This is a genomic window from Patulibacter brassicae (genome assembly GCF_033949425.1).
GTDB lineage: Bacteria > Actinomycetota > Thermoleophilia > Solirubrobacterales > Solirubrobacteraceae > Patulibacter > Patulibacter brassicae.
The window spans coordinates 1,036,191-1,055,016 of sequence record NZ_JAXAVX010000001.1 but is presented as its reverse complement, the minus strand read 5'-3'; the positions used below and the strand labels follow the sequence as shown (position 1 = coordinate 1,055,016).

Here is an 18,826-nt window from a genome sequence, read left to right as displayed (position 1 = left end):
CCGCCGGGATCAGGCCGCGATCGCGCGCTCGACGAACTCGTCCCGCAGCAGCTCCTCGGTCTCGGTGAGGTGCTGGTGCGACGGGCAGTAGCGGGACCCCGGCAGCGGATCGCGCTGGCACGGCGCGCCGCGCCGCGTCGTGGCCTGGCAGGTCGGCTTCGTGCCCGTCAGCTCGTGCCCGAGGTCGGGACGCCGCTCGAGCTCGGTCGAGATCCGGCCGACGTAGAGCTGGACGATCCGCCAGACGCGCGCCTGGGAGGCCATCGGGAAGAGGAAGCGGATCTCGTTGAACAGCGACTTCGCGGGATGCGCGAAGTAGTGCCGATCGGTGACGAGGCGCTCCATCGTCGACTCGCACGCGCGCAGCACGTGCTCCTGGCTCTCGCGCCGGCCGCGGTCGGGCAGGCTGCGGATCACGTCGCGGTAGAGGGCTCGGCTCAGGTGGTACATGGGCGTCGAGCAGTCATGGCGTCGGGGGAGGAGCGCGCGGGTCGATCTCGGGTCGCGCGCTCACCCCGTACAACGTTCTGAATGTTCGGTTCCCGTTAAGGGCGCGCCGAGCAGGCGCGCGCGCCGCGGCCGGAGGGCCGGGTCGCGACCCCGGATCCCGCGTCTGCGCGGGCGGTTCCGGGCCGTGCGGCCATTCTCGCGAGAACGTCCCGATCGCGCGCCGGTTGCCCGCACCGTCGCGCGGGCCGGCCGGTCGGCTCAGCTCCAGCGCTCGGGTCGCGGCGTCGCCCCGGGGGTCGCGACGAGGTGGACGTGGTCCATCGCCGGGTCCTGCTCGGGATGGTCCAGGCGCCGGTGCGCCCCGCGGGACTCCGCGCGGGCGAGCGCGCTGGCCCCGATCGCCCGGGCGAGGGGATGCGGGTCGTCGAGCAGGGCCGTCAGCCCGTCGGCGGACCGCTCGATGCCGGCCCGCTCCCACAGCGCGCGCTGCGTCGCGCGCGACGGCCGCGCGACCGTCGGCTCCTCGGGGGGCGCGTCGACGCGGGACGGCAGCGGCGGCAGGTCGGCGGCGGCGCGCGCGGCGCGGCCCCCGAAGACGATGCACTCCGCCAGCGAGTTCGACGCGAGGCGATTGGCGCCGTGGAGGCCCGTGCAGGAGGTCTCCCCGATGACGAGCAGCCCGGGGACCGCGGTCGCGCCGTGCAGGTCGCAGACGACGCCGCCCATCGTGTAGTGGCACGCCGGTCCGACCGGGACGAGCTCGCGCATCGGGTCCAGGCCGGCGTCGCGCAGCGCGCGGACGACGTTCGGGAACGCCGCCGCGTCGACGCTGCGCATGTCGAGGTCGACGTGGTCGCGCCCGTCGGCCCGCATCGTGGTCCAGACCGCCGCGGCGACCTCGTCGCGGGGGGCGAGCTCGTCGACGAACCGCTCGCCTCGCGCGTCGTGGAGCGTCGCGCCCTCGCCCCGGATCGCCTCCGTGACGAGGAACCCGTTCTTGCCGGGGACCCCGGCGACCGCCGTCGGGTGGAACTGGACGAACTCGAGGTCGGCGAGCTCCGCGCCGGCCGCCGCGGCGAGCTGGACGCCGATCCCGACGGAGCCGGGCGGGTTCGTCGTCCGCGACCAGAGCGCGGCCGACCCGCCGCAGGCGAGCACCGTGGCGCGGGCCGCGAGCGCCCGGCCGTCGTCGGTGACCGCCCCCACGACCCGCCCGTCGCTCGTCCAGAGCGCGGTCACCCGGGTCCGCTCGAGGACCGTGACGTGGCGGTGGGCCACGAGACGCGCCGAGAGCTGGCGCACGAGCCGCCGGCCCGTGGCGCTGCCTCCGGCGTGCACGACGCGGCGGCGGGTGTGCCCGCCCTCGAGCCCGAGCGCCAGCCGTCCGTGGCGGTCCGCGTCGAAGACGACGCCGAGCGACTCCAGGTCGCGCACCGCGTCCGGCGCCTCGCGGCACACGACCTCCGCCGCCGAGCGGCGCACGAGCCCCCGGCCGGCGCGCTCGGTGTCGGCGAGGTGCTGCCCGGGGTCGTCGTCCAGGGCCAGCGCGGCGGCCACGCCGCCCTGCGCCCAGTAGGAGGCCGTCTGCGCCAGCGGGGTGGCGCTGACGATCGTCACCCGAGCGCCGTCGCGCGCCGCCCGCAGCGCCGCGTAGAGCCCGGCCGCCCCGGCGCCGACGACGAGGACGTCGGCGGGCGGCTCAGCGGCCTGCGGGGCCGGCACCGGCGGGCTCTGGCGCGGTCGGGGCGACGGACATGCGGGGTACCGTATCCGGCGTGACCTGCGTGCTCTTCCGTCACCCGTCGTCGCTCGAGCACGACATGGGCCCGCACCCGGAGCAGCCCGCGCGGATCACGGCCATCGAGCGCGAGCTGGAGGCCTGCGACTGGGCGGGCTTCACGCCTCGCGAGTCCCCGGCGGCGACCGACGCGCAGCTCCGGGCGGTGCATCCCGCCGCCCACGTCGAGCGGATCCGCGCGCTCGCCGAGGCGGGCGGCGGGCCGATCGACGGCGACACGCGCCTCTCGCGCGGGTCCTGGGACGCGGCGCGCCACGCCGCCGGCGGCGCGGTCGCGATGGTCGACGCCCTGCTCTCCGGCGCCGCGACGCGCGGGGCGGCGGTGCACCGACCGCCGGGGCACCACTGCGAGACCGCCGTGCCGATGGGCTTCTGCCTCCTGAACAACGTCGCCGTCGCGGCCCGGCACGCGCGCGACGCGCACGGCGTCGGACGGGTCCTCGTCCTCGACTGGGACGTCCACCACGGCAACGGGACCGAGGAGATCTTCGCGGGCACGGACCAGGTGCTGTTCTGCTCGCTCCACGAGCATCCGCTCTACCCGGGCACGGGTCGCCCCGCCGACCGCGGCCACGGACCGGGGGCGGGCTTCACGCTCAACCTGCCGCTGCCGGCCGGCAGCGGCGACCCGGAGTGGACGGGGCTCGTCGAGCGGGTGGTCCTGCCGGTCGCCCGGGCCTACGACCCGGGGCTCCTGCTCGTGTCCGCCGGCTACGACGCCCACCGCGACGATCCGCTGGCGAGCTGCCTCGTGACCGACGAGGGCTTCGCGACGATGGCCGGCAGCGTCCACCGGCTCGCCGACGAGCTGGGCGTGCCGCTCGGGCTCGTGCTGGAGGGCGGCTACGACGTCGCAGCGCTGGCCCGCTCGCTGCGCCGCACCCTCGAGACCTGGTCGGGGCCGGTGCCGCCGGCGCCGGCCGTCGTCCCGACGCCGATCCTCGAGGCGGCCGAGGGCTGGATCGAGCGCCATCCGCCGCTGCGCCCCTGACGCGGGAGGCGCGTCAGGGCGTGGCCGGGGCGCCGGCCGGGGGCGCCGGGGTGGTGCCCGTCGCGGTCGGCGGCGCGGCGACCGTCGGCTGCGGCGTCGCCGGGGCGGGCGCCTGCGCGGCCGGATCGGGCGGGGGCGTCACCGCCGCCGGCGGGACGGGCGCGGCGGGCGCGTCGTCCTCGGTGGTGAGCGCGACGAAGGCGCCGACGGTGCCGCCGCCGACGGCGACGACGATCGCGGCGATCACGGCGATCGGGATCCGCCAGTTCGGGGTCGGGCGCATCCGCGTGCGCGCCGGGGCCCCGCAGGTGAGGCACCAGGCCTGGTCCGCGGCGACGGTCGAGCCGCAGCGCGGGCAGACGATCGGGGTGGGCGGACGGCCGCTCATGCCGAGGACGGGGGCGCGTCGGCGGGCGTCGCGCTCGGCGGGACGCTGCCGGCGGCCGCGGTCGCCGGCCCACCGCCCGGGGCGCCCGGGCCCGGATGGGCCGCGGCCGGGCCGACCGCCACGCCGCACTGCGGGCAGAACCGCGCGTCGCTCCCGTGCAGGGCGCCGCAGCGCAGGCAGACGGAGACCCCGGGCTCGTAGAGCTCCTCGATCGGCTGGAAGTCCTGCAGCGCGTGCTCGAGAGCGCGCAGCTCGTCGTCGATCCGCGCCAGCGCGTCGTGCTTGGCCGAGACGAGGACCTCGTTGCGCTGGTTCGCGCGGCGCAGCTCGAAGACGAGGCCGCCGAGGTCGCGGTAGCCGAGCTCGCGCACCCGCCGCAGGTACCGCAGGCGCCGCCGCATCCGGCCGCGGTCGCGGACGCCGGGCCGCGCCGGGACGACGGGGGCCGGCGGTGGCTCGGCCGGCGGCGCGACGGGCCGCGGCGGCTCGGCGGCCGCCGGCGACGGGGTCGGGGCCGGGGCCGCGTCCGCGGCGGGCGGGGCGGGGGCCGGCGTCACCTCGGAGATCCGCTCCTGGCGGTCCTCGGAGATCTCGGCGCTCTCCCACGGCGCGCGGGGCCGCTCGGTGCGGTGGACCGCGGTCGGCTCCTCCCCGTCGTCGCGCCGGTGCACCGCGGTCGGCGGATCGACCTCCGCGCCGGCCGGCGCCCCGGCGTCCCCCGCCGAGGGCGGCTGCGCGGACGCGTCCGGGGAGGCCCCCGTCGCCGCGGGCGGCTCGGCGGAGGCGCCGCCGTCGGGCTCCTCGCGGCGCTGTCGGATGCGGTCGAACAGGCTGCTCATGGTGGGGGGCCGGCGCCCGCTCGGGGCGAGCCGGCGTCCGGTGGGCCAGTGTAGATCGTCCGGCGGGCGCCCGTTCCGGGCGTTCCGCGCCCCGCGCGCCCCGTGCGCGGGCCACGGCGGCGGCACGGGCCGCGGTCGCGCCCGGGCGGGGCGGCTCAGTCCCCGGCCAGCGAGTGCCACGCCGCGACGAGGTCGGCGGCGTAGCGGTCGGTGCCGTGGTGCGCCGCCACCGGCGCGCCGTCCACGCGCGGGTCCGGGACCGCGAGGTGAGGCTCGAGCGCCGCCCGCCAGCGCTGGAGGTCCCACGGCGCGCAGAGGCAGCCGGGGACGCGCCCCACGGTCTCGGCGTGGGCCCCGGTGGGCTGCGCGAGCACCGGCACGTCGCAGGCCAGCGCCTCCACGGCGGCGAGGCCGAACCCCTCGTGATCGCTGGGCACGAGCACGGCCGTGGCGGCGTTCAGCCACCAGCGCATGCGCTCCGGCGGTTCCCCGCCGAGGGTGCGCAGCGGAAGGCCGACCGCGTCGGCGAGCTCGCGGGCCCGCTCGACGCGCTTGATGCGGCGGTCGGGACCGTAGGGGAAGAGGAGGAAGCGCTCGTCCGGCGGCAGCCCGAGCCGCTGCCGGGCCTCGGGACGGGGCATCGGGCCGAACCGCTCCAGCGCGAGGCCGACGGGCAGCGCCCGTGCCCGGGGTCGGGCCCACGCCGGCAGCAGCGAGCCGAGGTCCTCGGCGGCGAGGCCGACGAGCCGCTGCGTGGGCAGCACCGCCAGCGTGACGGCGCGGCTGCGCGGGTTCCGCAGGTCGCGGCCGTGGAGCGTCACGCCGCGCAGCCGGCCCCGGACGGCGAGCGCCGGGACGGCGGTGAGGCCGAAGTGCGCGTGGACGACGTCGTAGCGCCGGCCACGGTGGCGGGCCCGCAGCCCGCGGGCCGCGGCCGCGTACGCGCCGGGCGGCACCTCGTCCAGCGCGACGTCCAGGCCGTCGATGCGACGCAGCGCGGCGACCTGGTCGCGCACGAACCCCCCGCGCTCGGGGTGCTCGGCATCGGGGGCCATGTTCGACACGACGAGGACGCGCATCCGGTGCGGATTCTGCACGGAGCGGGGGTGGAGTCGTCGGAGGGCTCCGTCGCACCATCGGGTCGTCCCACGACCGCCCCCCGAACAGGAGCACCCCGATGACCCCCGCCGTCCCCACCGTCCGCCGTCGCGCCACGCCCGCCGTCGCGATCGCCGCCCACGCCCACGGCCTCGCGCTGCGCCTCCCCGACCGCCTCCGGCGGCTGCGGGACGAGGGCGGCCAGGGCACCGTCGAGTACGTCGCGCTGGCGATGCTCGTCGCCGCCCTCATGGCCGGGGTCGTGACCGCGGCCGGCAAGACCATGGGCAGCGACATCGCGACCGCGATCGCGAAGAAGATCAAGGGGGCGATCGACGGCGCCGGCAAGCAGTGACGTCGCCCGGGCCCGGCGTCGCGGCGTTCCGCGGACCCTGCCGCGGGACGTGCGATCGTCCGGGCCCCGTCCCCGCGACCCCGCCCTCCCCGCATGCCGCCGACCTCGCCGCGCCTCGTCCTCGCCACCCGCAACGCCCACAAGGCGCAGGAGTTCGCCGCGATGCTCGGGCCCTGGGGCGTGGACCCCCTGCCCGACGCGGTGGTCCTGCCGCCGGAGACGGGGGAGACCTTCGCCGAGAACGCGCTCGGGAAGGCCCGGGCCGCCGCCGCGGCGACCGGTCGCCTGGCGTTCGGCGACGACTCCGGCCTCTGCGCCGACGCGCTGGACGGGGCGCCCGGGGTGCGGTCGGCGCGCTACGCCGGGGAGGAGGCCGACGACGGCGCGAACCTCGCGAAGCTCCGCGGCGCGGTGCCGGCCGGCAGCGGGCTGGCCTACGTGTGCGCGATCGCGGTCGTCGATCCGGCCGACGGCGCCGAGCACGTGTTCGAGGGTCGCTGTCGCGGGCGGATGGCCCCGGAGCCGCGCGGCTCCGGCGGCTTCGGCTACGACCCGGTGTTCCTCGCCGACGACGATCCCGCGGGCCGCACGATGGCCGAGCTCACCCCCGCCGAGAAGGCGGCGATCTCCCACCGGGGGCGGGCGGCGGAGCTCCTGCTGGCCTGGCTGCGGACCCGCGGCTGAGGGCCGCCCGCCGGGGCGGGCGCACCATCCGGGATCCCGCTCAGCGCAGGTTGATCGCGGCCGAGAGGCCGACCGCGACGGTCACGCCGGCGTAGCCGAGGTAGCCGGCCACGACGAGCAGCAGCGCCGTCACGAGGCAGGCCGCCACGACGGCCGACCAGGCGATCCGCTCGAGGGTCATGGCGGACATCCAAGCAGTCCCCGCCGACCCGCGCCCGGCGTTCCGTCCTGTCCGCCGGGCAGACTGCCGCCGGCTGCTCGCCCGACCGGGTGGGCGGCGACGTGCCCGTCAGGGCGCGTGGTGACGTGCCCTTCGCGGAGACGCCCGCGCTGGGACGGACGACGGATCGTCTCGATCCGTTGATAGCGTCGCGATGACCACGGCACCCCCCACAGGAGGAGCGGAAGTGACCACCAAGGCAGAGTTCGTCGATCTCGTCGCCGCGAAGGCGGGGCTCGGCAAGAAGGACGCGCAGGCCGCCGTCGACGCGGTGCTCGACACGATCAGCGAGTCGCTCTCGCGCGGCAGCGACGTGACCTTCTCCGGCTTCGGGAAGTTCTCGGTCTCCGAGCGCAGCGCGCGCAAGGGCATCAACCCGGCCACCGGCAAGCAGATCGACATCCCGGCGAAGAAGCTGCCGAAGTTCACCGCCGGCGCGGCGCTGAAGAAGTCCGTCGCCTGATCGGATCGGTGCGGGGCCCGCGACCCGTCCGGGTGCCGTGACGGGCGTCCCCGCCCCGGCCGCCGACCCCGCCGCGCACCCCTGGGGTGCGCGGCTGGCAGCGGCCGTCCGCGCGCGCGAGAGCGCGCTGCTCGTCGGGCTCGATCCCGACCCGTCGGCCCTCTGGCCGGGGGCGACCCCGCCCTCCGCCGCCTCGCCGGCCGACGCCGCCGCCCACGCGGTCGCCGACCACGCCCGGCGCGTGCTCGACGCCGTGGCCCCGGCCTGCGTCGGCGTGAAGCTCCAGAGCGCGAGCTTCGAGCGGCTCGGCGCTCCGGGCGTCGCCGCCCTCGCCCGCGTCGCCGCCCACGCTCGGGACCTCGGCCTGATCGTCCTGCTCGACGCCAAGCGCGGCGACATCGACGTCTCCGCGGCCTCGTACGCCGCCGCGGCGCTCGGCTCGACGCCCACCCCGTGGGGTCCCGTCGAGGGCCTCGGCGCCGACGCCGTCACGGTCGCGCCCTACATGGGCCGCGACAGCATCCAGCCGTTCGCCGACGTCGCCGCCGCCAACGGCCGCGGCGTCTTCGTCCTCGTCCGCACGTCGAACCCCGGCGCCGGCGACCTGCAGGAGCGGCCGCTCGGCGACGGGCGCTCCCTCTGGGAGCGCACGGCCGAGCTCGTCGCGTCGATCGGCACCGACGCGGCGCGCGCCGCCGGGCCGCTCGGCCCGGAGCGCCCGGCCCTGGATCCCATCGGGGCGGTCGTCGGCGCCACGGCCCCCGACCACCTCGAGCGGCTGCGCGAGCTCCTGCCCCGCGCGCCCCTGCTGCTCCCGGGCGTCGGCGCCCAGGGCGGCCGGGTCGAGGACCTCGCCGCCGCCTTCGCCGCCGGCCCCGGGGCCGGGCTCGTGACCGTCTCGCGGTCGATCGTCGGCGCGGCCGCCCCGGGGGAGGACCCCGCCGAGGCGGCTCGTCGCGCGGCGGAGTCGCTGCGCGCGGCGATCGCCGCCGTCGCGGGATGACCGCGTCGCTCCGCACGCCCGCGCCGTCGCCGGGAGGCGTCGATGCGCCGTGGCGTCGGGACGCCACGGGGCAATATCCTGCGCGGGATGCCTCCGCGCAGCCCCTTCCGCTTCCTGGCCCCGGGCGCGCTCCTGGCCGCGATCGTCGCGGTGCTGCTCGTGGTCAGCGCGGGCGGGGACGAGGAGGAGCCGACCGCGCCGAGCGCGGCGACCCGCACGTCGACGACGGCGGCCGAGCCACGCCGCGCGTTCTACCGCGTCCGCGCGGGGGACAGCCTCGCGGCGATCGCGAGCCGGTTCGGCGTGAGCGTCGAGCGGCTGACCGAGCTCAACCCCGAGATCGATCCCCAGGTCCTGCAGGCGGGTCAGCGCCTGCGGCTGCGCCGCTGAGCGGCGCCTCCCGACCCGTGGTGCCCGCCGTCCCCCTGCGATCCGCCCGCCCGCGACCGCGTCGGTCGATGCCGGTCGTCGTGGCGCTCGCCGTCGCCGCGCTGACCGGTCCCGCGGTCTCGCCGGCGGCCGCCGCCGACGATCCTCCGCGGATCTCGGCGCCGGCCGCGATCGCGGTGGAGACGAGCACCGGGGACGTCGTCTTCGACCGCCGCGGCGAGCAGCCGCGGGCGATCGCGTCGACGACGAAGCTCATGACCGCGCTGCTGGCGTTCGAGTCGGGGAACCTCGAGCGGCGCGTCACGATCCGCCCGTACGCGGGGGCCGCGGTCGAGTCGGTCGCCGGACTGCACCCGGGCGACCGGATGACGCTCCGCGACCTGCTCTCGGCGCTCATGCTGCCGTCGGGCAACGACGCCGCGGTGGCGATCGCCCGGGCCGTCTCGGGCAGCGTCCCGGCGTTCGTGCGCCGGATGAACGCCCGCTCGCGGGAGCTCGGCCTGACCGCGGAGTTCGAGAACCCGATCGGCCTCGACGGCCGGCGCCACCGCGCCAGCGCCGCCGACCTCGTGAAGCTCGCGCTCCTGCTGCGGCGCTATCCCGAGTTCCGCCGGATCGTGAACCGGCCGTCGGATCGGCTGGCGTCGGCGACCCCGCCGATCACGGTCGTCAACCGCAACGCGCTCGTGCGCGACGTGCCGTGGGTCGACGGCGTGAAGACGGGGCACACCACCCGCGCCGGGTACGCGCTCGTCGCCTCCGGGCGCCGTCGGGGGATCTCGGTGGTGACGGTCGTGCTCGGCACGTCGTCGGAGGCCGCCCGCGACGCCGACAGCCTCGCGCTGCTGCGCTACGCCCTCGGTCGCTACCGCGTGAGCACGGGCCTGGCGGCGCGGACCGTCGTCGCCCGGCTGCCGCTGCGCTACCGCGACGAGGAGGTGGCGCTCGTCGCCGCCTCGACCGTGCGGCGGATCACCCGGCGCGACGAGCGGCTCACGACCCGCGTCGTCGGGACGCCCGCGGACGTCGAGGGACCGCTGCCGGCCGGCAGCCGCCTCGGCACGGTGGAGGTGCTGCAGCGCGGCCGCGTCGTCGCGCGCGTCCCGGCCGTGACGCAGCGCTCGGTGGCCCAGGCGACGGTCTGGCAGCGCGCCGACGACCAGCTCGCGAAGACCTGGGTGAAGCTCGTGCTGCTCCTGGCGATCCTCTGCGCGCTGGCGCTGGCGGTCGCCGTGCGCCGGCAGCGGCCCCCCGCCTCGCCCGCGGCGACCCCGGCGACCGGCGAGGGGCTGGGCTCGTGACCTCGTCGCCGGCCCCGTCCCCGCGAGCCGCCCGCCGCTCATGATCATCACGGTGACGCTCAACGCGGCGATCGACCGGTCGCTCGTCGTCCCCAACGTCCGGCTCGGGCATCGCCACCGCGCGGTCGAGCAGACGACCCTCGCCGGCGGCAAGGGCGTGAACGTCGCGCGCACGCTGAAGACGCTCGGCCAGCCCGTGATCGCGACGGGCTTCGCGGGCGGCGCCACGGGCACCCGGATCGTCGAGCAGCTCACGCGCGACTCGATCCTCAACGACTTCGTGCGGATCGCCGAGGAGTCGCGGACGAACACCGCCGTCTTCGACCCGACCAACGGGGTCCAGACCGAGCTCAACGAGCGAGGACCCGCGGTCGCGCCCGGCGAGCTCGAGCTCTTCCGGGACAAGCTCCTGTACCTCGCCCGGGGCGCCGACATCGTGGTCCTCGCCGGATCGCTCCCGCGCGACGTGCCCGACACGGTCTACGCCGACCTCGTTCGCGACCTGCACAAGGTGGGGGTCCGGGTCTACGCCGACACCGACGGCGAGCCGCTGCGCCACGTGCTGCGCGCCGAGGTCGACGGCGTCGCGCCGAACCAGCTGGAGGCCGAGGAGGTCATCGGCCACGAGTTCGCCGGCGACGAGGACCGGGCACTGGCGGTCGGCGAGCTGCTCGACCTCGGCCTGCGCGAGGCCCTCGTGACGCTCCCGGACGGCTGCGTCGCCGGTGTCCGCAGCGACGCGGGCGGGGGCGGGCTCGGGACCGCGACCGCGGACGCCACGCGGATCCTGCGGGCCCGGATCGACCCGCGCGAGACGGTCGCCCGGATCGGCTCGGGCGACGCGTTCCTCGCCGGCTACATCGCCGCGCGCTACGAGGGCCGGCCGGACGAGGACGCACTGCGCTTCGCGGTGGCCTGCGGCGCGGACGCCACGCAGCGCCTCGGCGCGGGTCTCGTCGACCCCCGCCAGGTCGAGCGGCTGCAGCACGAGGTCGAGATCGAGGCGCTCGCCCGCCCCGACGACTGATCGCCGCCGCGCGGACCCCGGACGGCGCCGATCCCCGCGCTGCGCGATCCTTCCCGCCATGGAGATCGAGATCGGCCGGGGCAAGAAGGCCCGCCGCGCCTACGGCTTCGACGAGATCGCGATCGTGCCGTCGCGGCGCACCCGCAACCCCGACGAGGTCGACGTCTCCTGGAAGCTCGGGCCGTACCGCTTCGCGCTGCCGCTCGTCGCCTCGCCGATGGACGCGGTCGTCTCGCCCGACACGGCGAAGCAGGTCGGACGCCTCGGCGGCCTGGCGATCCTCGACCTCGAGGGCCTCTGGACCCGGCACGAGGACGCCGACGAGCAGCTCGCGGCGCTCGCGGACCTCGACCGGTCCGAGGCGCTGGCGCGCCTGCGCGAGCTCCACGCCGCGCCCGTCGTGCCGGAGCTCATCCGCGACCGGATCCAGGAGATCTCCTCGGAGCCGGGCGTCGTCGTCGGCGGGGCGCTCACGCCCCAGCGGGTCCGGCGGCACTACGAGACCGCGCTCGACGCCGGTCTCGACGTCCTGGCGATCCGCGGCACCGTCGTCTCCGCCGAGCACGTCGCGAAGCCGAGCGCCGAGGGCGGCAGCGCGGAGGGCGAGGTCCTGAACCTCAAGCAGTTCATCGCCGAGGTGCCGATCCCGGTCGTCGTCGGCGGGTGCTCGAGCTACCACACCGGCCTGCACCTCATGCGGACCGGCGCCGCCGGCGTCCTCGTCGGCGTCGGCGTCGGCGAGGGATCCACGGCGCACGACGTCCTCGGCGTCGGGCTGCCGCAGGCGTCGGCGATCGCCGACGTCGCCGGCGCGCGGTCGACGCACGTCCTGGAGACGGGCGAGTACGTCCAGGTGATCGCGGCCGGGGGCATGCGCTCGGGCGGCGACCTCGCGAAGGCGATCGCCTGCGGCGCGGACGCCGTGATGCTCGGCGGTCCGCTGGCCCGCGCCACCGAGGCGCCCGGCCGGGGCTGGCACTGGACCCCGAGCTCCGCGCACGCCACGCTGCCCCGCGGCGACCGGGTCGAGGTCGGCCGGATCGGCTCGCTCGAGCAGGTCCTCACCGGCCCGGCGGTCGACGGCAGCGGCACGACGAACCTCGTCGGGGCGCTCCGCCGCTCGATGGCCACCTGCGGCTCGCTGGACCTCGCCGAGTTCAACCGCGCCCAGATCGCCGTCACGGGCTGATCGGGGCGGCGCGGACCCGCGCGCGGAGGGCGTCCCGAGGGCGCAGGACGTCCCCGGCGGCCGGAGGTGCGATCCTGTCGGGTCCGCTCCGGCGCCCGACGCGCTCCCTCGACGACCCCGACGCTCCGTGACCGACTCCGCACCCGCTCCCGAGACCCCGCTGTCGACGCGTGCCGACGTCGACGAGGTCGTCGTCCTGGACTTCGGCGGCCAGTACAGCCAGCTCATCGCGCGCCGCGTGCGCGAATGCGGGGTGTTCAGCGAGCTGCTGCCGCACCACGTCGGCGCGGCCGAGGTCGCGCGGCGCAAGCCGAAGGGCGTGATCCTCTCCGGCGGGCCGGCCTCGGTCTACGCCGACGACGCGCCGCCGCTGGACGCGCAGCTGCTCGAGCTCGGGGTCCCGGTGCTGGGCATCTGCTACGGCATGCAGCTCCTCGCCCGCGAGCTCGGCGGGCGCGTCGAGTCCGCCGAGGTCGGCGAGTACGGCCGCTCCCAGCTGACCGTCCAGGAGCACGGCACGCTCCTGCGCGGGCAGCCGGACGATCAGCCGGCCTGGATGAGCCACCGCGACACGGTCTACACGCCGCCGGCCGGCGCCACCGCGCTGGCGAGCTCGACCTCCTCGCCGGTCGCCGCCTTCGAGGACGTCGAGCGCGGGCTCTTCGGCATCCAGTACCACCCCGAGGTCGTCCACACCCCCTACGGGCAGCAGACGCTCGAGACCTTCCTGCGCGACGTCTGCGGCTGCGCGATGGACTGGTCGGCGGCGAACATCGCCGAGGAGCAGATCCGGCTCATCCGCGAGCAGGTCGGCGACGGCAAGGTCATCTGCGCGCTCTCCGGCGGCGTCGACAGCTCCGTCGCGGCGCTCCTCGTCCACCGGGCCGTCGGCGACCAGCTGACCTGCGTCTACGTCGACCACGGCCTCATGCGCAAGAACGAGACCGAGCAGGTCGAGAAGACCTTCGGCGAGCAGTTCGAGGTGCCGCTGGTCGTCGTCGACGCGCGCGAGCGCTTCCTCGAGCGCCTCGCGGGCACGGTCGAGCCCGAGGCGAAGCGCAAGGCGATCGGCGCCGAGTTCATCCGGATCTTCGAGGAGGAGGCGGCGAAGCTCGCCGGCGCGGTCTCCGACGACGACGCGCCCGAGGGCACCGAGGTCCACACCTCGGGCGACGTGTCCGCGGAGGGCGCCCGGTTCCTCGTCCAGGGCACGCTCTACTCGGACGTCATCGAGTCGGGCGGGGGCACCGGCGCCGCGACGATCAAGAGCCACCACAACGTCGGCGGCCTCCCCGAGGACCTGACCTTCGAGCTCGTCGAGCCGCTCCGCGCGCTCTTCAAGGACGAGGTCCGGGCGGTCGGCACCGAGATCGGCCTGCCGGAGCGGATGGTCTGGCGGCAGCCGTTCCCCGGTCCGGGCCTCGCGATCCGCATCGTCGGCGGCGAGGTCACGCAGGAGAAGCTCGACATCCTGCGCGACTGCGACGCGATCCTCCAGGAGGAGATCCGCGCGGCCGGCCTCTACCGCGAGCTCTGGCAGAGCTTCTGCGTCCTGCCCGACGTCCGCTCGGTGGGCGTCCAGGGCGACGAGCGCACGTACGGCTACGTCGTGGCCGTCCGCGCCGTGACCTCCGACGACGCGATGACCGCCGACTGGGCGCGGCTCCCGTACGACCTCCTGGATCGCGTGGCGACCCGGATGGTCGGCGAGGTGCGCCAGGTCAACCGGGTGGTGCTCGACATCACGAGCAAGCCGCCCGGCACGATCGAGTGGGAGTGACCCGCCGGCGGCGGCCGGAGCGCCGATGAGCCCCCGCGCCGCCCGCCGGGAGCCGGCGCGCGGGCCGCGCGCGGCGACGTACCTGCCGGGCGGCGTCGTCGTGCTCGCCCTCTCGGCGGCCGAGCGCCTGCCGCTGGAGCGCGTGCCGCTCGCGCTGGCGGCGGTCCTGCTGCTCGCCGCCGCGTCGTGCGGACGCGACGACGGCCCCTGGGGCGCCGCGATCGTCCTCGCGGGCGTCGGGATCGGCGTCCTGGGCGCCGAGGAGGGCTGGACGGGGCTCGACGTCACGCGCACCGCGGGCGCGGCGTTCGGCGGCGCGCTGGGCCTGCTGCTCGTGGTGCTGCTCGACGCCCGGATCGCCGTCGGGGTGCCCGGCACCGCGCTGGCGACGGCGGCGACGATCGCCGTGCTCGCCCGTCGCGAGGAGCTCCCCGCGCTCGGCCGACCGGCGGTCTGGGGCACGCTGCTGCTCGTGCTCGGGGCCGTGAACCTCCTGCTCTGGGCGCGGGATCGCGAGCTCGGCGCGGGCGCACCGCGCCGCTGAGGGTCGCTCCGCTACCATCGTTCGCCGCTGCGCGCAGCCCCTGCGCTGCGCTGGACCGCGAGAAGACCGTGAAGACCTACGTCGCCAACTCCGAGACCCGCGAGCGCGCCTGGTACGTGGTGGACGCCACCAACCAGACGCTCGGGCGCCTGTCCACCCAGATCTCCGAGGTCCTGCGCGGCAAGCGCAAGCCGGAGTACACGCCGCACGTCGACACCGGCGACTTCGTGATCGTGGTGAACGCGGAGAAGATCGCGGTCACGGGCAACAAGCGGACCGACAAGCTCTACCACCGGCACTCCGGCTACCCGGGCGGCCTCTCGACGCGCACGTTCGAGGAGCAGCTCGAGAAGCGCCCGGAGGAGATCATCCGCATCGCGGTCAAGGGCATGCTGCCCAAGAACCGCCTCGCCCGGAAGCAGCTCACGAAGCTCAAGGTCTACGCCGGTCCCGACCATCCGCACGTGGCCCAGAAGCCGCAGCCCCTGGAGATCGACGCCTGATGGCTGACGACGTGAACCCCGAGGAGACGACGCCGGAGGCCGACGCGGCCGCCGAGCAGCCGCAGGCCGAGACCCCGGAGGCCGCGGCCCCCGAGGCCGCCGCGGAGGAGGCTCCCGAGGCCGCCGGCGAGGAGGCCCCCGAGGCCGCCGACGAGGAGGTCGACGAGACCCCCCGCGAGAAGCCCGCGATCCCCGGCGCCGACCTCGAGGTCGACCTCGTCATCGAGGGCCAGGACGAGCGGCAGCAGGACGAGTTCGGCTACTACGCCGACGCGGACGCCGAGGCCGACGGCGAGGGTTCCGGCGACGACGCCGACGCCGTCGACGAGGGCCCGATCGCCGACGTCACGATCGACCTCACCGCCGGCGCGCGCTACACCGCCACCGGCAAGCGCAAGTCGGCCGTCGCCCGCGTGATCCTCACGCCGGGCACCGGCCAGTACACGATCGGCGGCAAGGGCCTCGAGGAGTACTTCCCGCGCCACGCCCTCCAGCGCACGATCCGCCAGGCCCTCGAGGTCGTCGGCTACGACACGCAGCTCGACGTCGTCGCCCGCATCCACGGCGGCGGCGTGAGCGCGCAGGCCGGCGCCCTGCGCCACGGCATCTCGCGCGCGCTGATCGTCGCGCAGCCCGGCCTCCGCGGCGAGCTGAAGAAGCGCGGCTTCCTCACGCGCGACTCGCGCGTCAAGGAGCGCAAGAAGGCCGGCCTCAAGAAGGCCCGCAAGCGGCCGCAGTTCAGCAAGCGCTAGTCGCGCTCGCTGCGCCGCGACCCATCGACGTCCCCGACCGGCCGCTCCCCGCGCCTCCCGTGGCTCGCCTCTTCGGCACCGACGGCGTGCGTGGACCGGCCGGAACGGTCCTCACGGCCGAGCTCGCCCTGCGACTCGGCCGTTGTGCCGTCGAGGCCCTGCCGGGCGGCGACGGCGACGCGCCGCGGACCGGTCGCTCCGGCGGCCCCGTCCAGGTCCTCGTCGTCCGCGACACGCGCGCCTCGGGCCCGATGCTCGAGGCGGCGCTCGCGGCCGGTGCGGCCGCGGCGGGCGCCGACGTCCACCTCGCCGGCGTCCTGCCGACCCCGGCCGCGGCACTGCTCGTCGACCGGCTCGGCTTCGATCTCGCCGCCGTCGTGTCGGCGTCCCACAACCCGTGGGCCGACAACGGCATCAAGCTCTTCGGGCCGGACGGGCGCAAGCTCCCGGACGCCGGCGAGGCCCGCGTGGCGGAGCTCGTCGCGTCCGACGCCCCGCTGCCGGCGCGGGGGACCGTCGGGCGGGTGGCGCCGCTGCTCGGCGCGACGGAGGATCACCTGCGCGCGCTGGACGAGCGCTTCGGCGACCTCGACCTGGCGGGTCGCCGGATCGCGCTGGACTGCGCGAACGGCGCGACCTTCCGCGTGGCGCCCGAGGCGTTCCGCCGCCGCGGGGCCGAGGTCGTCGTGCTGGCCGACGCGCCCGACGGGCGCAACATCAACGCCGGCGCCGGCTCGACGCACCCGGACGCCGTCTCCCGCGCGGTGCTCGAGCACGGCTGCGACCTCGGCTTCGCCTTCGACGGCGACGGCGACCGCGTGCTCGCGGTCGACGGCACCGGGCGTGCATGGGACGGCGACGAGCTGCTGGCGCTCATGGCGCTGCACCTGCGGGCCACCGGTCGCCTCGCGGGCGGCGTCGCCGTCACGGTGATGTCGAACTACGGGTTCCACGGCGCGATGCGGGACGCGGGCATCCCGGTCGTCGCGACGCCGGTCGGCGACCGGCACGTGATGGCCGCGCTCGACGAGCGCGGCTGGAACCTCGGCGGCGAGCAGTCCGGGCACCTCATCGAGACGGGCTTCGTCCCCTCCGGCGACGGCGTGGCCGCGGCGCTCCTGACCTGCGAGGCGCTCGGGTCCGACGCGCTGGCCGACCGCGCGGCGATGCGGCGGCTGCCGCAGGTGCTGGTGAACGTCCCCGTCGCCGACCGCGACGGGGCGATGGCCGACGCCGACCTCGCCGCGGCGGTCGCCGCCGCCGACGCCGCGCTGGAGGGCGAGGGACGCGTGCTCGTGCGGGCCTCCGGCACGGAGCAGCTCGTCCGCGTGATGGCCGAGGCGCCGACCGAGGACCGCGCCCGCGCCGTCGTCGACGCGCTGGTCGCCGCGGTCCCGGGCCGGCGCTGAGGGGCGTCGCCGCCGCGCGGGCCGCGTCCGCCCGGCGACCGGGGCCGGGCTAGCATCGGGGGCGTGTCCGACGCGCCCGCGCCGCCGACCCTCGAGCCCCTCCCGGACGCCGCGCGGATGCGCGCGACCGACGCGTGGGCGATCGAGCGCCTGGGCATCGAGGGCTACGCCCTGATGCGCACCGCCGGCGGCGCGCTCGCGGACGCGGCGCTGCGGCTCGCCGCCGGGCGCCGTGGTCGGGTGCTCGTCGTCTGCGGCGCCGGCAACAACGGCGGCGACGGGTACGTCGCGGCGACCCGACTGCGGCGCGCCGGGCTGGCCGTCGACGTGCGGACGACGGTCGCACCGGAGCGCCTGGCGGGCGACGCGGCACGGGCGCGCGCCGACTGGCCCGGACCCGTCGCGCCGTGGACGGGCGACGCGGTCGACGGTGCGGCGGTGATCGTCGACGCGATCCTCGGCACCGGCGCTCGCGGCGCGCCGCGGGACGTCGCCGCCGACGCGATCGGCACGCTCCGCGCGGCGGCCCGGCGCGGCGTCCCGGTCGTGGCCTGCGACGTGCCGAGCGGCGTCGACGCGACCACCGGCGAGGTGCCCGGCGACGCGGTCCGGGCGACGGTGACGGTGACCTTCCACCGCGCCACGAGCGGGCTCTGGATCGCGCCCGGCAAGGACCACGTCGGCCGGCTCGAGGTCGTCGACATCGGCATCCCGGCGCGCGTCGACGCCGCGCTGGACGCCGAGGACGGCACCCCGCCCGCCGGCCTGCTCGGTCCCGCGGTGCTCGACGGACTGGCGCGCCGGGATCGCGCGGGCACGAAGTTCCGCTCCGGCCACGTCGTCGTCTGCGGCGGCGCGCCGGGGATGACCGGAGCGCCGTGCCTCAGCGCACGCGGCGCGATGCGCGCCGGGGCGGGGTACGCGACGCTCGCCGTGGCCGGCGCGCTCGAGCCCGTCGTCGCGGCCCGCGCTCCGATGGAGACGCTGACCCTCGCCCTGCCGACCGCCCCGGACGGCGGCCTCGCCGCCGACGCCGCCGAGCCGCTGCTGGAGCGGCTGGGACAGCGCGCCGGCACGCTCGTGGTCGGGCCGGGCCTCGGCCGCGGGCCCGAGCGGGACGCGCTCGTCCGGCGGCTGGCGGCCGGCCACGACGGGCCGCTGCTCGTCGACGCCGACGGCCTCGCCGCGCTCGCAGGCGATCCGGAGGCGGTGCGCGCCCACGGCGGCCCGGCGGTCCTCACGCCCCACGCCGGCGAGCTCGCCCGGCTGCTGGACGCCGACGGCGCCGCGGTCGGCGCGCACCGGCTCGCCCACGCCCGCGAGGCGGCACGCCGCAGCGACGCGGTCGTCGTGCTGAAGGGCGACGACACGCTCGTCGTGGCGCCCGACGGCCGGGTCGCGATCAGCCCGGGGGATGCGCCGGGGCTCGCGACGGCCGGGACCGGGGACGTCCTCTCCGGCGCGATCGGCGCGCTGCTGGCCCGGGGCGCCGATCCCTTCCACGCGGCGGCGGCGGGCGTCTGGCTGCACCTCCTCGCCGGTCGGCGCGCCGCGGCGGCACGCGGCGTCGACGGCGTCGTCGCGGGGGACGTCGCCGAGGAGCTCGCGGCGGCCCGGCACGCCGGCCGTCCCCGTGGGTAGC

21 protein-coding genes are annotated in these 18,826 nt (G+C 77.4%); 15 read left to right on the top strand and 6 right to left on the bottom strand.

Annotated features, from left to right (window positions below; genetic code table 11):
• Positions 1-9: 9 nt before the first annotated feature.
• Together SK069_RS04845 and SK069_RS04840 are read right to left on the bottom strand one after the other, a co-directional pair.
• Complete coding sequence (locus tag SK069_RS04845; protein WP_319953052.1) at positions 10-450, bottom strand: hypothetical protein; 441 nt, start codon at positions 448-450, stop codon at positions 10-12.
• 258 nt (positions 451-708) lie between these two features.
• Positions 709-2,172 (bottom strand): L-aspartate oxidase, encoded by a 1,464-nt coding sequence (locus tag SK069_RS04840; protein WP_319953051.1) that lies wholly within the window; start codon positions 2,170-2,172, stop codon positions 709-711.
• Between the two features lie 53 nt (positions 2,173-2,225).
• On the opposite strand from SK069_RS04840, the gene SK069_RS04835 reads away from it, so the two are divergent.
• Positions 2,226-3,239, top strand: a complete 1,014-nt coding sequence (locus SK069_RS04835) for a histone deacetylase family protein (protein WP_319953050.1) — start codon at positions 2,226-2,228, stop codon at positions 3,237-3,239.
• 13 nt (positions 3,240-3,252) lie between these two features.
• On the opposite strand, the gene SK069_RS04830 is transcribed toward SK069_RS04835, so the two are convergent.
• The 3 genes from SK069_RS04830 to SK069_RS04820 form a co-directional block, all read right to left on the bottom strand.
• Entirely contained in the window at positions 3,253-3,627 is a 375-nt protein-coding gene (locus SK069_RS04830; RefSeq protein ID WP_319953049.1) for a hypothetical protein, read from the bottom strand.
• Positions 3,624-4,466, bottom strand: a complete 843-nt coding sequence (locus SK069_RS04825; RefSeq protein WP_319953048.1) for a zinc ribbon domain-containing protein — start codon at positions 4,464-4,466, stop codon at positions 3,624-3,626. The genes SK069_RS04830 and SK069_RS04825 overlap by 4 nt, the downstream gene beginning before the upstream one ends.
• A 155-nt stretch (positions 4,467-4,621) precedes the next feature.
• Positions 4,622-5,563 (bottom strand): glycosyltransferase, encoded by a 942-nt coding sequence (locus SK069_RS04820; protein WP_319953047.1) that lies wholly within the window; start codon positions 5,561-5,563, stop codon positions 4,622-4,624.
• Between the two features lie 80 nt (positions 5,564-5,643).
• On the opposite strand from SK069_RS04820, the gene SK069_RS04815 reads away from it, so the two are divergent.
• Positions 5,644-5,919 carry a hypothetical protein gene (locus tag SK069_RS04815; protein WP_319953046.1) on the top strand — a complete coding sequence of 92 codons (276 nt, stop codon included), beginning with the start codon at positions 5,644-5,646 and terminating at the stop codon, positions 5,917-5,919.
• Between the two features lie 93 nt (positions 5,920-6,012).
• Positions 6,013-6,603: an RdgB/HAM1 family non-canonical purine NTP pyrophosphatase gene (gene rdgB / locus SK069_RS04810; RefSeq protein ID WP_319953045.1), complete on the top strand. Its 591-nt coding sequence runs from the start codon at positions 6,013-6,015 to the stop codon at positions 6,601-6,603.
• A 40-nt stretch (positions 6,604-6,643) separates the two neighbouring features.
• Here the strand turns inward: rdgB and SK069_RS04805 are convergent, their stop codons facing one another.
• Positions 6,644-6,793, bottom strand: coding sequence for a hypothetical protein (locus SK069_RS04805; protein ID WP_319953044.1), 150 nt, complete (start codon positions 6,791-6,793; stop codon positions 6,644-6,646).
• Between the two features lie 217 nt (positions 6,794-7,010).
• On the opposite strand from SK069_RS04805, the gene SK069_RS04800 reads away from it, so the two are divergent.
• From SK069_RS04800 to SK069_RS04745, 12 genes are all read left to right on the top strand, one after another.
• Entirely contained in the window at positions 7,011-7,286 is a 276-nt protein-coding gene (locus SK069_RS04800; protein ID WP_319953043.1) for an HU family DNA-binding protein, read from the top strand.
• Between the two features lie 37 nt (positions 7,287-7,323).
• On the top strand, positions 7,324-8,289 hold the full coding sequence (pyrF, locus tag SK069_RS04795; RefSeq protein WP_319953042.1) for an orotidine-5'-phosphate decarboxylase: 966 nt from the start codon (positions 7,324-7,326) through the stop codon (positions 8,287-8,289).
• Between the two features lie 87 nt (positions 8,290-8,376).
• A complete protein-coding gene (locus SK069_RS04790) occupies positions 8,377-8,679 on the top strand; it encodes a LysM peptidoglycan-binding domain-containing protein (RefSeq protein WP_319953041.1) in 303 nt (100 codons plus the stop codon).
• Positions 8,680-8,747: 68 nt separating this feature from the next.
• Complete coding sequence (locus SK069_RS04785; RefSeq protein WP_319953040.1) at positions 8,748-9,980, top strand: D-alanyl-D-alanine carboxypeptidase family protein; 1,233 nt, start codon at positions 8,748-8,750, stop codon at positions 9,978-9,980.
• Positions 9,981-10,032: 52 nt separating this feature from the next.
• Entirely contained in the window at positions 10,033-11,007 is a 975-nt protein-coding gene (locus SK069_RS04780; RefSeq protein ID WP_319953039.1) for a 1-phosphofructokinase family hexose kinase, read from the top strand.
• 58 nt (positions 11,008-11,065) lie between these two features.
• The gene (locus tag SK069_RS04775) at positions 11,066-12,196 is read left to right on the top strand and encodes a GuaB3 family IMP dehydrogenase-related protein (protein WP_319953038.1); all 1,131 of its coding nucleotides are present in this window, start codon (positions 11,066-11,068) and stop codon (positions 12,194-12,196) included.
• A gap of 127 nt (positions 12,197-12,323) precedes the next feature.
• Positions 12,324-13,976: a glutamine-hydrolyzing GMP synthase gene (guaA, locus tag SK069_RS04770; RefSeq protein WP_319953037.1), complete on the top strand. Its 1,653-nt coding sequence runs from the start codon at positions 12,324-12,326 to the stop codon at positions 13,974-13,976.
• A 25-nt stretch (positions 13,977-14,001) separates the two neighbouring features.
• Positions 14,002-14,520 (top strand): hypothetical protein, encoded by a 519-nt coding sequence (locus tag SK069_RS04765; protein ID WP_319953036.1) that lies wholly within the window; start codon positions 14,002-14,004, stop codon positions 14,518-14,520.
• Between the two features lie 68 nt (positions 14,521-14,588).
• On the top strand, positions 14,589-15,023 hold the full coding sequence (gene rplM / locus SK069_RS04760; protein WP_406628228.1) for a 50S ribosomal protein L13: 435 nt from the start codon (positions 14,589-14,591) through the stop codon (positions 15,021-15,023).
• Positions 15,023-15,775: a 30S ribosomal protein S9 gene (rpsI, locus tag SK069_RS20215; protein WP_406628227.1), complete on the top strand. Its 753-nt coding sequence runs from the start codon at positions 15,023-15,025 to the stop codon at positions 15,773-15,775. The genes rplM and rpsI overlap by 1 nt, the downstream gene beginning before the upstream one ends.
• Before the next feature lie 59 nt (positions 15,776-15,834).
• On the top strand, positions 15,835-17,184 hold the full coding sequence (gene glmM, locus SK069_RS04750) for a phosphoglucosamine mutase (RefSeq protein ID WP_319953035.1): 1,350 nt from the start codon (positions 15,835-15,837) through the stop codon (positions 17,182-17,184).
• A 63-nt stretch (positions 17,185-17,247) separates the two neighbouring features.
• A complete protein-coding gene (locus SK069_RS04745; protein ID WP_319953034.1) occupies positions 17,248-18,825 on the top strand; it encodes an NAD(P)H-hydrate dehydratase in 1,578 nt (525 codons plus the stop codon).
• Position 18,826: the final 1 nt, after the last annotated feature.

Excerpts from the sequence above, each read along its gene's own strand:
- SK069_RS04845 (WP_319953052.1), bottom strand. The coding sequence starts at position 450 with ATGTACCACCTGAGCCGAGCCCTCTACCGCGACGTGATCCGCAGCCTG.
- SK069_RS04830 (WP_319953049.1), bottom strand. The coding sequence starts at position 3,627 with ATGAGCGGCCGTCCGCCCACCCCGATCGTCTGCCCGCGCTGCGGCTCG.
- SK069_RS04825 (WP_319953048.1), bottom strand. The coding sequence starts at position 4,466 with ATGAGCAGCCTGTTCGACCGCATCCGACAGCGCCGCGAGGAGCCCGAC.
- SK069_RS04815 (WP_319953046.1), top strand. The coding sequence starts at position 5,644 with ATGACCCCCGCCGTCCCCACCGTCCGCCGTCGCGCCACGCCCGCCGTC.
- rdgB (WP_319953045.1), top strand. The coding sequence starts at position 6,013 with ATGCCGCCGACCTCGCCGCGCCTCGTCCTCGCCACCCGCAACGCCCAC.
- SK069_RS04805 (WP_319953044.1), bottom strand. The coding sequence starts at position 6,793 with ATGTCCGCCATGACCCTCGAGCGGATCGCCTGGTCGGCCGTCGTGGCG.
- SK069_RS04790 (WP_319953041.1), top strand. The coding sequence starts at position 8,377 with ATGCCTCCGCGCAGCCCCTTCCGCTTCCTGGCCCCGGGCGCGCTCCTG.
- SK069_RS04785 (WP_319953040.1), top strand. The coding sequence starts at position 8,748 with ATGCCGGTCGTCGTGGCGCTCGCCGTCGCCGCGCTGACCGGTCCCGCG.
- SK069_RS04775 (WP_319953038.1), top strand. The coding sequence starts at position 11,066 with ATGGAGATCGAGATCGGCCGGGGCAAGAAGGCCCGCCGCGCCTACGGC.
- SK069_RS04765 (WP_319953036.1), top strand. The coding sequence starts at position 14,002 with ATGAGCCCCCGCGCCGCCCGCCGGGAGCCGGCGCGCGGGCCGCGCGCG.
- rpsI (WP_406628227.1), top strand. The coding sequence starts at position 15,023 with ATGGCTGACGACGTGAACCCCGAGGAGACGACGCCGGAGGCCGACGCG.